This is a genomic window from Pseudomonas sp. NPDC089428, from assembly GCF_044749325.1.
GTDB lineage: Bacteria > Pseudomonadota > Gammaproteobacteria > Pseudomonadales > Pseudomonadaceae > Aquipseudomonas.
Genome location: NZ_JBIVHT010000020.1, coordinates 69,021 through 83,287, shown reverse-complemented (window position 1 = coordinate 83,287; position 14,267 = coordinate 69,021). Strand labels below are relative to the sequence as shown.

Annotated in this window: 16 protein-coding genes; 1 reads left to right on the top strand and 15 read right to left on the bottom strand. The window is 62.5% G+C overall.

The annotated features are described in order from the left end of the window. Positions 1-121 precede the first annotated feature (121 nt). The 12 genes from ACIPZ5_RS25045 to ACIPZ5_RS24990 form a co-directional block, all read right to left on the bottom strand. Positions 122-904, bottom strand: coding sequence for a TatD family hydrolase (locus tag ACIPZ5_RS25045; protein WP_400811207.1), 783 nt, complete (start codon positions 902-904; stop codon positions 122-124). Positions 905-934: 30 nt separating this feature from the next. Continuing rightward, entirely contained in the window at positions 935-1,921 is a 987-nt protein-coding gene (locus tag ACIPZ5_RS25040; RefSeq protein ID WP_400811205.1) for a DNA polymerase III subunit delta', read from the bottom strand. Next, entirely contained in the window at positions 1,914-2,546 is a 633-nt protein-coding gene (tmk, locus tag ACIPZ5_RS25035) for a dTMP kinase (protein WP_343600249.1), read from the bottom strand. The genes ACIPZ5_RS25040 and tmk overlap by 8 nt, the downstream gene beginning before the upstream one ends. 9 nt (positions 2,547-2,555) lie before the next feature. After that, complete coding sequence (mltG, locus tag ACIPZ5_RS25030; protein ID WP_400811203.1) at positions 2,556-3,683, bottom strand: endolytic transglycosylase MltG; 1,128 nt, start codon at positions 3,681-3,683, stop codon at positions 2,556-2,558. A 4-nt stretch (positions 3,684-3,687) separates the two neighbouring features. After that, positions 3,688-4,503, bottom strand: a complete 816-nt coding sequence (pabC, locus tag ACIPZ5_RS25025) for an aminodeoxychorismate lyase (protein ID WP_343600245.1) — start codon at positions 4,501-4,503, stop codon at positions 3,688-3,690. Beyond that, positions 4,503-5,747, bottom strand: a complete 1,245-nt coding sequence (gene fabF / locus ACIPZ5_RS25020; protein WP_261941038.1) for a beta-ketoacyl-ACP synthase II — start codon at positions 5,745-5,747, stop codon at positions 4,503-4,505. Before fabF ends, pabC begins: the two co-directional genes overlap by 1 nt. Positions 5,748-5,920: 173 nt before the next feature. Continuing rightward, positions 5,921-6,157 carry an acyl carrier protein gene (gene acpP, locus ACIPZ5_RS25015; protein ID WP_008096410.1) on the bottom strand — a complete coding sequence of 79 codons (237 nt, stop codon included), beginning with the start codon at positions 6,155-6,157 and terminating at the stop codon, positions 5,921-5,923. 204 nt (positions 6,158-6,361) lie between these two features. After that, positions 6,362-7,102: a 3-oxoacyl-ACP reductase FabG gene (gene fabG / locus ACIPZ5_RS25010; protein ID WP_261941039.1), complete on the bottom strand. Its 741-nt coding sequence runs from the start codon at positions 7,100-7,102 to the stop codon at positions 6,362-6,364. Between the two features lie 15 nt (positions 7,103-7,117). Then, a complete protein-coding gene (gene fabD / locus ACIPZ5_RS25005) occupies positions 7,118-8,056 on the bottom strand; it encodes an ACP S-malonyltransferase (RefSeq protein WP_400811200.1) in 939 nt (312 codons plus the stop codon). Between the two features lie 127 nt (positions 8,057-8,183). Then, positions 8,184-9,194 carry a phosphate acyltransferase PlsX gene (gene plsX, locus ACIPZ5_RS25000; protein WP_079227052.1) on the bottom strand — a complete coding sequence of 337 codons (1,011 nt, stop codon included), beginning with the start codon at positions 9,192-9,194 and terminating at the stop codon, positions 8,184-8,186. A gap of 3 nt (positions 9,195-9,197) precedes the next feature. Continuing rightward, complete coding sequence (gene rpmF, locus ACIPZ5_RS24995) at positions 9,198-9,380, bottom strand: 50S ribosomal protein L32 (RefSeq protein WP_010223221.1); 183 nt, start codon at positions 9,378-9,380, stop codon at positions 9,198-9,200. Positions 9,381-9,393: 13 nt separating this feature from the next. Then, on the bottom strand, positions 9,394-9,921 hold the full coding sequence (locus ACIPZ5_RS24990) for a YceD family protein (protein ID WP_027919446.1): 528 nt from the start codon (positions 9,919-9,921) through the stop codon (positions 9,394-9,396). Positions 9,922-10,017: 96 nt separating this feature from the next. On the opposite strand from ACIPZ5_RS24990, the gene ACIPZ5_RS24985 reads away from it, so the two are divergent. Then, the gene (locus tag ACIPZ5_RS24985) at positions 10,018-10,596 is read left to right on the top strand and encodes a nucleoside triphosphate pyrophosphatase (RefSeq protein WP_343600239.1); all 579 of its coding nucleotides are present in this window, start codon (positions 10,018-10,020) and stop codon (positions 10,594-10,596) included. A 269-nt stretch (positions 10,597-10,865) separates the two neighbouring features. Here the strand turns inward: ACIPZ5_RS24985 and ACIPZ5_RS24980 are convergent, their stop codons facing one another. Genes ACIPZ5_RS24980 through rluC form a run of 3 tightly spaced genes read right to left on the bottom strand, consistent with a single transcriptional unit; the run spans position 10,866 to position 13,529 of the window. Then, positions 10,866-11,900: a S49 family peptidase gene (locus tag ACIPZ5_RS24980; RefSeq protein WP_400811197.1), complete on the bottom strand. Its 1,035-nt coding sequence runs from the start codon at positions 11,898-11,900 to the stop codon at positions 10,866-10,868. 2 nt (positions 11,901-11,902) lie between these two features. Next, complete coding sequence (locus tag ACIPZ5_RS24975) at positions 11,903-12,583, bottom strand: HAD family hydrolase (RefSeq protein ID WP_400811195.1); 681 nt, start codon at positions 12,581-12,583, stop codon at positions 11,903-11,905. Continuing rightward, on the bottom strand, positions 12,573-13,529 hold the full coding sequence (gene rluC, locus ACIPZ5_RS24970; RefSeq protein ID WP_261941045.1) for a 23S rRNA pseudouridine(955/2504/2580) synthase RluC: 957 nt from the start codon (positions 13,527-13,529) through the stop codon (positions 12,573-12,575). The genes ACIPZ5_RS24975 and rluC overlap by 11 nt, the downstream gene beginning before the upstream one ends. Between the last annotated feature and the right edge of the window lie 738 nt (positions 13,530-14,267).

Here is a 14,267-nt window from a genome sequence, read left to right as displayed (position 1 = left end):
AGCAAAAGCAGAGCAAAAGCAGAGCAAAAGCAGAGCAAAAGCAGAGCAAAAGCAGAGCAAAAGCAGAGCAAAAGCAGAGCAAAAGCAGAGCAAAAGCAGAGCAAAAGCGATTGGGCTGGGTTTAGGCCACTCGTGCAAGTGGGAACAGGCGCTTGAAGTTGCCGGTAGTCTGCTCGGCCAACTGGTCGTAGCTGACCCCGCGCAACGATGCCACATACTCCGCCACCTCCCGCACATACTGCGGCAGGTTCGGCTTGCCGCGATGCGGGATTGGCGCCAGGTAAGGCGAGTCGGTTTCCACCAGCAGGCGGTCGACCGGCACCTGCCGCGCCACCTCACGCAGGGCATCGGCATTGCGGAACGTGACGATGCCAGACAGCGAAATGTAATAACCCAGGTCCAGCGCCGCCTTGGCCATGTCCCAGTCTTCGGTGAAGCAGTGCAGCACGCCCGCCTGCGGCAGGTTCGCTTCACGCAGCAACGCCAGCGTATCGGAACGGGCAGCACGGGTATGCACGATCACCGGCTTGCCAGTCTGGCGCGAAGCTTCCAGATGCAGGCGGAACGACGCCTGCTGCAACTCGGCGGCTTCCGGCTCGTAGTGGTAATCCAGGCCAGTTTCACCGATCGCCACCACATGCGGGTGCGCCAGCTCGCGCAGCAGCCATTCCAGCGCTGGCGTCTCGCCCGGCGCCAGGTCCAGCGGGTGAATACCGACCGAGCAGTCGACATCGGCGTACTGCTCACTCAGCGCCTTCACCGCCCCGGCGTTTTCGGCGCTGACGCCAATGCACAGGAAATGCCCGACCCCGCGCTCGCGCGCTGCCTGCAGGGCAGCATCGAGGGAGCCTTGGTGGGCGCTCAGGTCAAGACGGTCGAGATGGCAATGGGAATCTACGAGCATGGCAGGCGGCACACATGAAAAGATGGAAAATCAGCGGGAACCCGGCAGCTGTACCCAATGGGCCAGCAAGGCTTCCAGCAGCAAAACGCGATTGAGGTTGGCTTTACCGAGCACCTTCTGGCGCTGTTCAAGGATCCACGCCTGGACTTCCAGCACCTTACCCTGACGAGCCTTCTGCGCCAGGTATTGCACTACCTTGCGCATGTCGGCCAAACCTAACCCGTCTTCATCCTGGGTCAACTGGTAGCGCAGAATCAGGTGCGACCAGTCGCAGAACCAGTCGAACAACAGCAACAACGGTACGTTGCTCCAGGCCTCGGCCAACTGGCTGGGTGATTGCTGCTGCTTGAGCAGCTTCTTCACCCCGTCGGTCACCAGAGCCCTTTGCTCACGGACACCTTGAGCTTGCAGGCTCACGGCCATCAACGGCGACCCGGCGGCCAGCGTCAGCAGTTCCTCGCGCTCGGCCTCGTCGCTGTCGGTCAATGCCGTGGCCAGCCAGGCCTGGCTCTGTGCCAGGCTTGGCTGCGGACAGACGACTTGCTGGCAACGGCTCTTGATGGTTGGCAACAGCCGGCTGGGCTGATGGCTGACCAGCAGCAACACAGTATCGCCCGAAGGTTCCTCCAGGCTCTTGAGCAAGGCGTTGGAAGCGTTGACGTTCATCGCCTCGACCGGCTCGATCAACACCACTTTACGCCCGCCCAGTTGCGCCGTCTGCACCACGAACGACACCAGTTCACGCACCTGGTCCACCTTGATCGGCTTATCAGCTTCTTCCGGTTCCAGCACGAAGTTGTCCGGGTGGCTGCCAGCCTTGAGCAACAGACACGATTTGCACTGCCCACAGGCATCCAGCCCCTGCGGCTGCTGGCACAGCAGCCGCGCCATCAGCCGCTCGGCCAAGGCGCGTTTGCCGATGCCCTGCGGGCCATGCAGCAGGTAGGCGTGGGCGTGCCGGGAACGCCCGGCAAGTTGCTGCCAGAGCGCCTGCTGCCATGGGTAGGCCTCAGCCACGGCAACGCCCCACGATGGCCGGCAGCAGTGCATCGATGGCGCGCTGCACGGCTTCCAGTGGCTGCGCGGCGTCCAGCAGGCTGTAGCGTTGCGGCTCACTCTCGGCGCGCTGCAGATAAGCTTGACGCACAGCCTCGAAGAAGGCCTGGCCTTCCTGCTCGAAACGGTCCAGGCGGCCGCGCGCGGCGGCACGGGCCAGGCCGACTTCCACCGGCAGGTCGAAGACCAGGGTCAGGTCAGGGCGCAGATCACCTTGGACGAACTGCTCCAAGGTAGCGATACGCGCCACGGACAGGCCGCGACCACCGCCCTGGTAGGCGTAGGTGGCATCGGTAAAGCGATCGCACAGGACCACCGCCCCACGGGCCAGCGCCGGGCGAATCACCTGGGCCAGGTGCTGGGCGCGGGCAGCGAATACCAATAGCAGTTCGGTGTCCGCCGCCATGACTTCATCGCTTGGCGCCAGCAACAGCTCACGAACCTTCTCTGCCAATGGCGTACCACCAGGCTCCCGCGTCAGTACCACGTCCAGACCCTGCTCTCGCAGGCGTGCGGCCAGGTAATCGCGGTTGGTGCTCTTGCCCGCGCCTTCGGGGCCTTCCAGGGTAATAAACAAGCCGCTCACAAGCAGTCCTTAATGTTGTTCGTCGGGCGCCGGCGCGTCGGCCGGTGCAGCCTCGTCGGCCGGATCCTGCACAGCAGGCTCGGCCGCGTCCTCGGATGGCGATTGCGGCGCCGGACTGGATCGGTAATCCGCACGACGCTTGAGCTGAAACTCGCGCACCGCCGAGTTGTGATCATCCAGGTCATCGGAGAACACGTGGCTGCCATCGCCGCGGGCGACGAAGTACAGGCTGGTGCCATCGGACGGATTGAGCGCGGCATGGATTGCCTCGCGCCCAACCATGGCGATCGGCGTCGGTGGCAGGCCAGTCATGGTGTAGGTGTTGTAAGGCGTCGGTTCGCGCAGGTCGGCGCGGGTAATCTTGCCGTTGTAACGCTCACCCATGCCGTAGATCACCGTCGGGTCGGTCTGCAGCATCATGCCCAGGCGCAAGCGGCGGACGAAAACGCCGGCAATCTGCCCGCGCTCCTGCGGGATGCCGGTTTCCTTCTCCACCAGCGAGGCCATGATCAAAGCCTGGTAAGGGTCGCGGTAAGGCAGGTCGGTGGTGCGCTCTGCCCACTCCTTGGCCAGCACTTCATCCAGGCGCATATACGCCTGCTGCAGCAACTCGACGTCGCTCATGCCACGCACGAAGCGGTAGGTGTCAGGGAAGAAGCGGCCCTCAGGGAACACGCCGGTGTGGCCGAGCTTGTCCATCACTTCTGCGTCGGAAAGCCCTTCCAGAGTGTGCTTGATCTTCTCGTGCCTGGCCACCGCCGAGCGCACCTGGCGGAAGGTCCAGCCTTCGACCAGGGTCAGGTTGTACTGCACCACGTCGGCACGACGCCAGGCGTCGAACAGTGTTTCCACAGTCATGCCAGGGGTCAGGCGATACTCGCCAGTATGCAACTGCGTGCCGGCCATGTTGAAGCGCCAATAGAGGCGCAGCCAGACGGCATCATCGAGCAAGCCCTCGGCCTGCATGCGATAGAACATGCGGTTGGGGTTGGTGCCACTGGGCACGTCGAGCAGGCGCTCTTCAGCAACATGCAGTGGCTGCTCCAGCACCGAGTTGATCTTCCACGCCGACCAGCCCAGGGCCAGGCCGGCGAGGATCAAGCCCATTTCCAGCAGCAGCAGGAATTTGCGTCTCACGAATTCAGGTATCCAGTAACGTACGGGCAACGGCCTGCAGTTTACGGGTGAGCGGTCCCGGCGACCAGTTCAGCGCGGCAATTGCACGCACAGGCCAGACGCCGTAGACACTGTTGCAGACGAATACTTCATCCGCCTGTTGCAGTTCGTCGAACGCGATATCACGCACCTGTACCGCCATGCCCAGTTGCTGCGCCTGCTCCAGCAGGGCACCACGCATCACGCCGGCAACGCCGCAACGGCTGAGGTCCGCCGTAAGCAGCACGCCATCGCGCACCAGGAACAGGTTGCTGTATACGCCTTCGACCACCCTGCCCTGCCCGTCACGCATCAGGCCTTCGGCATGCTCGCTGTCCTGCCATTCGGCACGGGCCAGCACCTGCTCCAGGCGATTGAGGTGTTTGAGCCCGGCCAGCAACGGTTGTTCCCCAAGCCGGGTCTGGCAAGGGAACAGCCGTACGCCCAGCTCGGCATGTTCGACAGGATAGCTGGGCAGCGGGCTGCCCTGGAGAATCCGGCGCGGCGCAACGCCGGCAAGCGGCGCGTAGCCACGCTGGCTGTCACCCCGGGTGAGGACCAATTTGGCGACACCGTCACCGAGTTGGCTGGCAAAGCGCAGGATTTCATCACGCAGCAGCGCCAGGTCGGCGTCGATGGCCAGGCGCTGGCAACCCAGCGCCAGACGGGCCAGATGGCCGTCCAGCAGGCTGGGCCGACCACCGCGCACGGCGATGGTCTCGAACAGGCCATCGCCGTAGGCCAGGCCGCGGTTCTGCAAGTTGATCGCAGTCGCGGGCTGGCCGTCGATCCAGCTGTGCATCAACCGGCGAACCGGCGGAACACCAGCGAACCGTTGGTGCCGCCAAAGCCGAACGAGTTGGACAGCACCACATCGATCGGCATGCTGCGCGCCTGGTGCGGCACGAAGTCGAGGTCGCACCCTTCGTCCGGCTCGTCGAGGTTGATGGTCGGCGGCGCCATCTGGCTGTTGATTGCCAGCACGCTGAAGATCGCCTCTACCGCACCGGCAGCGCCGAGCAAGTGACCGGTCATCGACTTGGTCGAGCTGACGGCCAGCTTGTAGGCATGATCACCGAACACGCGCTTGATCGCCGCGACTTCGGCGATATCACCGGCCGGCGTCGAGGTACCGTGGGCGTTGATGTAGCTGACCTCGTCAGGCTGGATGCCAGCATCGCGCAGGGCGTTGGCCATGCAACGGGCCGCACCTTCACCGCTGTCGGGCGGCGAGGTCATGTGGTAGGCGTCACCGCTCATGCCGAAACCGACCAGCTCGGCATAGATGGTCGCACCGCGGGCCTTGGCGTGTTCGAGCTCTTCGAGCACCAGGGCACCGGCACCGTCGGACAGCACGAAGCCATCACGGCCCTTGTCCCAGGGACGGCTGGCACGGGTTGGCTCATCGTTGCGGGTCGACAGCGCACGGGACGCACCAAAGCCGCCCATGCCCAAGCCACAGGCGGCCATTTCGGCGCCACCGGCGATCATCACGTCGGCTTCACCGTAGGCAATGTTGCGCGCGGCCATGCCGATGCAGTGGGTGCCAGTGGTGCATGCCGTGGCAATGGCGTAGTTCGGCCCCTGCAGCCCCAGGTGGATCGACAGGAAACCGGAGATCATGTTGATGATCGAGCCCGGCACGAAGAACGGCGAAATGCGGCGCGGGCCCTGCTCGTGCAGAGTACGGCTGGTTTCTTCGATATTGGTCAGGCCGCCGATACCCGAGCCCATGGCCACGCCAATGCGCTCACGGTTGGCATCGGTGACTTCCAGGCCGGCGTTACGCACCGCCTGGAAACCGGCCGCCAGGCCGTACTGGATGAACAGGTCGAGCTTGCGGGCCTCTTTGGCCGACAGGTACTGCTCAACCTCGAAGCCTTTCACCGAGCCGCCAAAACGGGTGGAGTAGGCAGACAGGTCCGTGTGTTCGATCGGACCAATGCCACTGCGGCCAGCCAGAATGCCCTGCCAAGTGCTCGGTACATCGGTACCCAGTGGCGACAGCATACCCATACCGGTGACCACGACGCGTCTACGCGACACAGTACTCTCCTTTTCTAATCACAGAGTTTCTTGCCATTGCATTCAAGCAATGGAATGAAATGGCAACAAGCTCTCGACGCGAGTGAAGCGACGCTGAAGGCTCGCAAAGAAAAAACCGCACGCCAGCAAAGGCAGTGCGGTTCTTCTCGACAAGAAGCGTCGACTACAACGTCTTAGGCCTTGTGGCTGTTGACGTAGTCGATGGCAGCTTGAACGGTAGTGATCTTCTCGGCTTCTTCGTCAGGGATTTCGGTCTCGAATTCCTCTTCCAGAGCCATCACCAGCTCAACGGTGTCAAGCGAATCGGCACCCAGGTCATCGACGAAGGACTTCTCGTTGGTCACTTCCTCTTCCTTGACGCCCAGTTGCTCGGCGACGATTTTCTTGACGCGTTCTTCGATGGTGCTCATACCTAGTTTTCACTCCTAATGGACATATGTCAGGCAGCTGGCCGGTGACCAAGTTTATAGAAAGACGTTCGCTTTTCAAGCGGAACGCACCTTCCCTTTAGCCACCTAACCCGCTGCCTGGAATCTGGTTGCAGCTTTATAACGGATTTTAGGCTCGCAGTATGACTCTTTTTTGAAGCAATCCGTCACATTGCGTTGCAGTTTTTACATGTACATCCCGCCGTTGACCGGCACGGTAGCGCCGGTAACGTAGCCCGCGCCGTCCGACGCCAGGAACGAAACCACCTTGGCGATTTCGTCAGCCTGACCCAGGCGGCCCAGCGGAATCTGGGTCTGCAGGGCTTCGCGCTGCGCTTCTGGCAGCTCGCGAGTCATGTCGGTGTCGATGAAGCCCGGGGTCACCGAGTTGACGGTGATGCCACGCGAACCCACTTCACGCGCCAGGGCGCGGCTGAAGCCTTCGAGGCCGGCCTTGGCCGCCGCGTAGTTGGCCTGGCCGGCGTTGCCCATGGCACCGACGACCGAACCGATGCTGATGATACGACCCCAGCGCGCCTTGGTCATGCCACGCAGCACGCCCTTGGACAGACGGTAGAGGCTGTTCAGGTTGGTGTCGATCACGTCGAACCACTCGTCGTCCTTCATGCGCAGCATGAGGTTGTCGCGAGTGATACCCGCATTGTTGACCAGAATGGTCGGCGCACCGAACTGCTCGCCGATGGCGCCCAGCACTGCTTCCACGGACTCGGCGCTGGTGACGTTCAGCTCCATGCCGGTGCCGGCGATACCGTGCTCTTTCAGGGTGGCAGCGATGCGCTCGGCACCGGAAGCCGACGTAGCGGTACCGATCACGGTCGCGCCCTGGCGGCCCAGCTCGAGGGCGATGGCCTGGCCAATACCACGGCTGGCGCCGGTGACCAGTGCAACTTTACCTTGCAGGCTCATGCAAGCTTCTCCAAATCAGGCCAGCGCCGCACGGGTGGCGGCGACAGCGTCAGGGGTATTGAGGTTGTAGGTGGTCACGCCGTCAGCGCAACGCTTGTTCAGGCCAGCCAGAACCTTGCCCGGGCCGCACTCGACCAGGTTGATCGCGCCATTGGCAGCCAGGGTCTGTACGCACTCGACCCAGCGTACCGGCTGGTACAGCTGCGCCAGCAGGTCCTGCTTCAGGGCATCGAGGTCGGCAGCGATGGCGGCGGTGACGTTCTGCACCACCGGGATCTGCGGGGCCTTCCATTCGATGGCATTGACCGATTCGGCGAAACGCTCGGCGGCCGGCTTCATCAGGGCGCAATGCGACGGCACGCTGACCGCCAGCGGCAAGGCGCGCTTGGCACCGGCCTCTTTGCACAGCTCGATGGCACGGTCCACTGCAGCCTTGTTGCCAGCGATCACGACCTGGCCTGGCGAGTTGAAGTTTACCGCGCTGACCACTTCATCTTCAGCGGCCTTGGCACAGATCTCGACCACCACCGCGTCATCCAGGCCCAGAATCGCAGCCATGGCACCGTGACCGGCCGGCACGGCCTCCTGCATCAGTTCGCCACGGCGCTTGACCAGCTTCACCGCATCTTTCAGCGATAGGCTGCCAGCGGCGACCAGCGCGCTGTATTCACCCAGGCTGTGACCAGAGACGAAGGCCGGCTGCGCGCCCCCCTCTTCCAGCCACAGCCGCCACAGGGCGATGGAGGCGGTAAGGATCGCCGGCTGGGTCTTGTCGGTTTGATTGAGTTTTTCTTCCGGCCCGTTCTGAACCAGGTCCCACAGGTCGTAGCCCAGAGCTTCGGAGGCCTCCTTGAAGGTCTCGATGATCACCGGCTTTTCAGCGCCCAGCTCTTTGAGCATGCCCAGCGACTGGGAACCTTGACCGGGGAAGACGAATGCGAGGGATGCAGACATTGAACAAGCCCTTATGATCTTGTCGTCGGATAGGGTGCGCCAAGCCGTGGGCCAGACGCAGAATCTGAAAACTTGGATGGAAACGGAAACTGAGCGGTCACATTTAAGCACTTCATCGGCGAAATGCCTAAGGCAACAGGTCTTCGAGGCGGCCATGCAGCCGCTGCGGGAGGTTCTCCTGGATCTCGATCAGCGCCCGCTGGATCGCACTCTGAAAGCCCTGCACACCCGCCGAGCCATGACTCTTGATGACGATGCCCTGCAGGCCGAGGAAGCTCGCGCCATTGTGCCGCGCCGGCGCCAGGTCGGCCTGCAGGCGCTTGAGCAGCGGCATCGCAACCGCCCCGGCCACCCGCGACAACGCGCCGCCCTTGAACAGCTTTTCGATACGCTCGCCGATCATGGTCGCCAGGCCTTCACTGGACTTGAGCAGGATGTTGCCGACGAAGCCGTCGCACACCACCACATCCGCCTCGCCGCGGTACAGACCGTCACCCTCGACGAAACCGACGTAATTGAGGCCGCGGGCGTTCTGCAGCAACGTGGCCGCCAGCTTGACCTGCTGGTTGCCCTTGATGTCCTCGGTACCAATGTTCAACAGCGCCACGCGCGGCCGATGAATACCCAAGGCCTGGGCAGCCACGGAACCCATGACGGCGAACTGGTAGAGGTTTTCGGCACTGCAGTCGACGTTGGCTCCCAGATCGAGCAGTTGGCAATAGCCCGCCTGGGTCGGGATCGCCGCGACCATGGCCGGCCGATCGATACCCGGCAGGGTCTTGAGCACGAAACGCGACAACGCCATCAGCGCCCCGGTATTGCCGGCACTGACACAGGCCTGGGCCTTGCCGTCCCGCACCAGTTCAAGGGCGATGCGCATCGACGAATCCGGCTTGCCACGCAACGCCTGCGATGGCCGCTCGTCCATACCGATCACCTCACTGGCGGCGACAATCTGCAGACGCGCGCGATCCGCAGCCGCAAGGCCGCTGACAAGATCTTCAAGGAGGGAGGGTTGACCGACGAGGGTCAGGTGCAGCGAGGGAGTAGCCGAAAGGCAGGCAATGCTAGCCTGGACAATGCTGCGGGGACCGAAGTCCCCGCCCATTGCGTCGATCGCGATGATCTGAGCGGACAAGGATTACTCGTCAGCGCCCTTGTCGATCACTTTGCGACCACGGTATACGCCTTCTGGCGAAACGTGGTGACGCAGGTGTACTTCACCGGTGGTCTTTTCTACCGACAGCGCGTTTTCCGACAGGGCGTCGTGCGAACGGCGCATGTCACGGGCAGAGCGGGATTTTTTGTTCTGCTGAACAGCCATAATTGATTAACTCCTAAACGTTTGGGTCACGCTTTAACTGCGCCAAAACACTGAACGGGTTGGACCGCGATACCTCGTCCTTGCTCGATTCGGGCTCGTCTGCGCCCGCCGGCTGCTGGCATTCTTCCGGATGATGAGCAGGCACGATAGGCAAGGCGAGCAGCAGCTCCTCCTCGACCAAGGCCTGCAGATCCAAAGGATCTTCGCCCAGTTCCAGCACGTCATAGCCTTTCGGCAACGACTGGGTATTCGCACCCTCCTTCACCACGGCGTAAGTACATTCGCTGTGGATCGGCAGGGTGACCAGCTCAAGACAACGCTGGCAAACCATTTTGACCTCGACGTCCAGCTCGCTGTGGATAACCACCACGTGCTGTTCATCTCGTTCAAAATCGAACTTCGCCTGCACCGTACCGACATCGTCGGAAAGCGGGTCGCAGAGTCTTTCCAAATCAGCGAGTTGCAGCGTACCAGTGATGGATACGCCTCGATCGGCTAATTTGCGCGGGTCAACGTGAGGTGGAATCGGGTCATTCAACATAGGCGCAGCATTCTAGGGATGCCCCCCGCCCCTGTCAAAGGAAATTCGGCGGCATCTCGCATGTTAGAATCAGGTTCAACTGACCAGGAGTCTATCATGCTGCCTCTGTTGCTGGCTTCCAGCTCTGCCTACCGGCGCGAACTGCTCGCGCGCCTGCGCCTGCCCTTCACCTGGGCAAGCCCCGACCTAGACGAGCGGCGCCTGGCTGATGAGCCCGCCGTGGAACTGGTACGGCGCCTGGCCAGGCAAAAAGCCGAGGCACTTGCCGACAGTCATCCGCAGCACCTGATCATCGGCTCCGACCAGGTGGCAGTGCTGGGCGAGCAGATCCTCGGCAAGCCACACACCTTCGAGCGCGCCTGCGAGCAGTTGCTCGAAGCCAGCGGCCAGCAAGTGACTTTCCTGACCGGGCTGGCACTGCTCAATACCGCGACCGGGCAGTGCCAGGTCGATTGCGTGCCGTTCACGGTGACGATGCGCGAGCTGGATCGGGAGAGAGTGGAGCGCTATGTGACAGCGGAGCAGCCGCTGGATTGCGCAGGGAGTTTCAAGGCGGAGGGATTGGGGGTGAGCCTGTTTCAGAGCACCCATGGGTGCGATGCGACCAGCCTGATCGGGCTGCCGCTGATTCGGCTGGTGGATATGCTGACCAAGGAAGGGGTGGTGGTTCCTTGAGCCTGGCTTGAGGGGTATCGCGCCTGTGAGATCGAGCGCCGCCCGCGCGGCGCATCGCGGATAAATCCGCTCCTACATTTGTTGCAACGTGGCCATGCCTGTCAGGCCATGGTTGTCAGCCGGTTTGCACGGCTCAAGACATGCGCCAAGGCAGGCAACCATGGCGTAACAGGTTCGGCACGTTGCAACAAATGTAGGAGCGGATTTATCCGCGATGCGCCGCGCGGGCGGCGCTCGATCTCACAGACGCCACATCACCCAAGGCGAACTCAGCGCAACTGCGGCCCCTGGAACCCCATCCACATGGCCAGATGCTCAGCCACACTGGCACCAATACGCTTGGAGAAGCGATCAAACGGCGATTCCTGCACGGTGTAATCGACCAACTCCTTCTCACCTACGATTTCCCGCGCCACATAGCTGGCACTGCCAAGCCCATCCACCAGCCCCAGCACCTTGGCCTGCTCACCCGACCAGACCAGGCCGCTGAACAACTCCGGATGCTCCTTGTCCTTCAGGCGATCCCCCCGCCCCTGCTTGACCATGGCAATGAACTGCTGGTGCGTGGTGTCCAGCACACCCTGCCAGAACGCGCGCTCATCAGGCTTTTCCGGCGAGAACGGATCAAGGAACGCCTTGTGCTCGCCAGCGGTGTAGGTGCGACGCTCGACGCCCAGTTTTTCCATTGAGCCCACAAAGCCATAACCAGCCGCGGTCACGCCAATCGAACCGACCAGACTGGCCTTGTCGGCATAGATCTCATCCGCCGCACTGGCGATGTAATAGGCACCCGAAGCCCCCAGATCAGTGATTACCGCATACAACTTGATATCCGGGTGCTCGCCACGCAGGCGGCGCATCTCGTCGTACACATAACCCGCCTGCACCGGGCTGCCGCCAGGGCTGTTGATGCGCATGACCACCGCTTTGGTCTTGGGGTCCTTGAACGCATCGCGCAAGCTCTTGACCAGGTTATCGGCACTGGCGGCCTCCTGATCGGCAATCACCCCGCGCACTTCTACCAGGGCCGTGTGATTGCCGCTTCGCGTGGCAGCCTTGTCCATGTCCATCAAGGGCGTGAACAGCACCAGAATGCCGAACAGGTAGACGAAGGTGAGCAGCTTGAAGAAGATTCCCCAGCGCCGGGCCCGGCGCTGCTCCTGAACACCCGCCAGCAGGGTCTTTTCCAGCAGTTTCCAGCTCTTCTGCTCGACACGAACCTCTTCGTTCTGCGCTTCACGCGCCTCGCGAGCGAGGCGCTCCTCTTCGGTTTCGTTAACCGGCGCTTTCCACTCGTCAGCCATGCTCACCTACCTTGGAATTGGACTTGCCTGGAACCGGCCAGCCACTCGCGCAGCTGGGAAAAATGATCGATGCACACCTGCGGGCCAAATTCGGCCAACGCCTGCAGCGACATGGCACCATAGCCCACCGCCACCGAATGCATGCCGGCGTTGCTGGCCATCTGCAGGTCGAATGCCGAATCTCCGACCATCAGCGCCCGCGCGGGTTCGACGCCACAATGCCCGAGGATTTGCTCGAGCATCAGCGGGTGGGGCTTGCCACGGGTTTCGTCGGCGGCACGGGTGATGTCGAAGAATTGCTCCCAGCCATTGGCCTTGAGCACGCGATCCAGCCCGCGGCGCGCCTTGCCGGTTGCCACCGCCAGGCGATAGCCCTCGGCGCGGAAAGCATCCAGCGACTCGACCACACCTTCGAACAGCGGCGAAGGCTGCTGGTCCAGGGCCATATAGATGTCGGCGTAGTGCTGGCGGAAGGTTTCGACTTGCAGTGGATCCAGGTGCGGATACAACGTCGCAATGGCCTCCCCCAGCGCCAGGCCGATGATGCCCTTGACGGCATCCTCAGGGCTAGGCGCCTCCCCAGCACGCTCGGCAGCGGCATTCATCGCCTCGACGATGCGGCCGATGGAGTCGGCCAGGGTGCCATCCCAATCGAAAATCAGTAACTCATAGTCACGCCGCACTGAGTCGCTCCACGGTTTTCGCCCACACTTCATCCACAGGCGCCTCGAGCTTGAGCTCGCCGCCATCGGGCAGCGGCACGGTCAGGGCATAGGCATGCAGGAACAGCCGCTTGCCACCCAGCTCGCGGATCTCGCGGCTGAAGTCCTCGTCGCCATACTTGCTGTCACCGGCAATCATGTGCCCGGCATGCAGGGTATGCACGCGAATCTGGTGGGTGCGACCGGTGATCGGGCGCGCCTCGACAATGGTGGCAAACTCGCCGAAGCGGCGCAGCACGCGGAACAGGGTCAGCGCTTCCTTGCCCTCGTCATTGACTTCGACCATGCGCTCACCGGAACGCAGGTTGCTCTTGAGCAGTGGCGCATTGACCTGCTTCTTCGAGGTCGGCCAGTGGCCACGCACCAGCGCCATGTAGCGTTTGTCCACGCCGTCGCCACGCAGGGCTGCGTGCAGGTGGCGCAACATGCTGCGTTTCTTGGCGATCATCAGCAGGCCCGAGGTGTCGCGGTCCAGGCGATGCACCAGCTCCAGCTCCTTGGCGTCCGGGCGCAGCTGGCGCAGCGCCTCGATCACGCCAAAGCTCAGGCCGCTGCCGCCATGCACGGCAATACCGGCTGGCTTGTTCATCACGATCAGCGCCTTGTCTTCGTAGACGATGGCTGCTTCCAGGCGCTGCAGCAGCCCCTGGGCCACCGGCGCCGGCTCGTCACGTTCGGGCAACCGGACAGGCGGCACGCGCACGATATCGCCGGCCTGAATCTTGTACTCGGGTTTGACCCGCCCCTTGTTGACCCGCACCTCACCCTTGCGCAGGATGCGGTAGACCAGGGTCTTGGGCACGCCCTTGAGCGCCGTGATGAGGAAATTGTCAATGCGTTGGCCGGCAAGTTCCGGCGCGACTTCGATCAGCTGAACGCCGGAAGTCGGAGGGGTATTGGTCGTCATGGCGGGGATCATAACAATTATTTATGGAATTGAAGCACTTAATCATTACTGCTATAGTCGCGAACGCCGCCAAAAGCGGCAGGCCAGTGAAACCAGGCCCTGGGCCGGTTCCTGACCTACGCAGTTCTCCAGGACGCGAGGCCGTCCTACGGGGTTTTCGCCAGTTTACCGAATTGCCTGGAATCGCCACCAGCGCTGTGTAGAGAAGACCGAAAAAAAACGACAAGTGTGGTTTTTCACCTGCTTCCCGATTCTTTTCGCTGCACCTCTGCCCGCCCCGTCGCTTCCACGCAACGCAAGGCGAATGCTTCGGAAATACCTGCCTTGGATATGTAATGGCGTCAGCTCCCATTCGAAGCTGGCGAAAAATGCAACCCGTTGCGGATTCAGCGCGCGGCAGCACCCGAATTATCAGGGATACGTGCAGGGTGGAGATGCACAGCCCTCGGACCGTGTAGCAGATGCCTCGAGCGTCCACGGCCGACGGTTGATTCCTCCTCCTGACTGAGTGCACGAGGCCCGCTTGGTTGATTCGGATACCCATTCGAAACCACCGGGGCCTGGTTGGCACCGCAGCAAACAGGACGCGTCGTCGCGACAACGGCAGGCTGGGCAACCGGCTGGTGCCGAACGTTGCTCGACACGGGGGTGGCCCAGCCACCCTTTGCGCACCTTGGCACCGACCATGAGAAGTCGTGTGTGCCGAACGCCGTTTCCGGCAGCCCGGAAACCGACGGT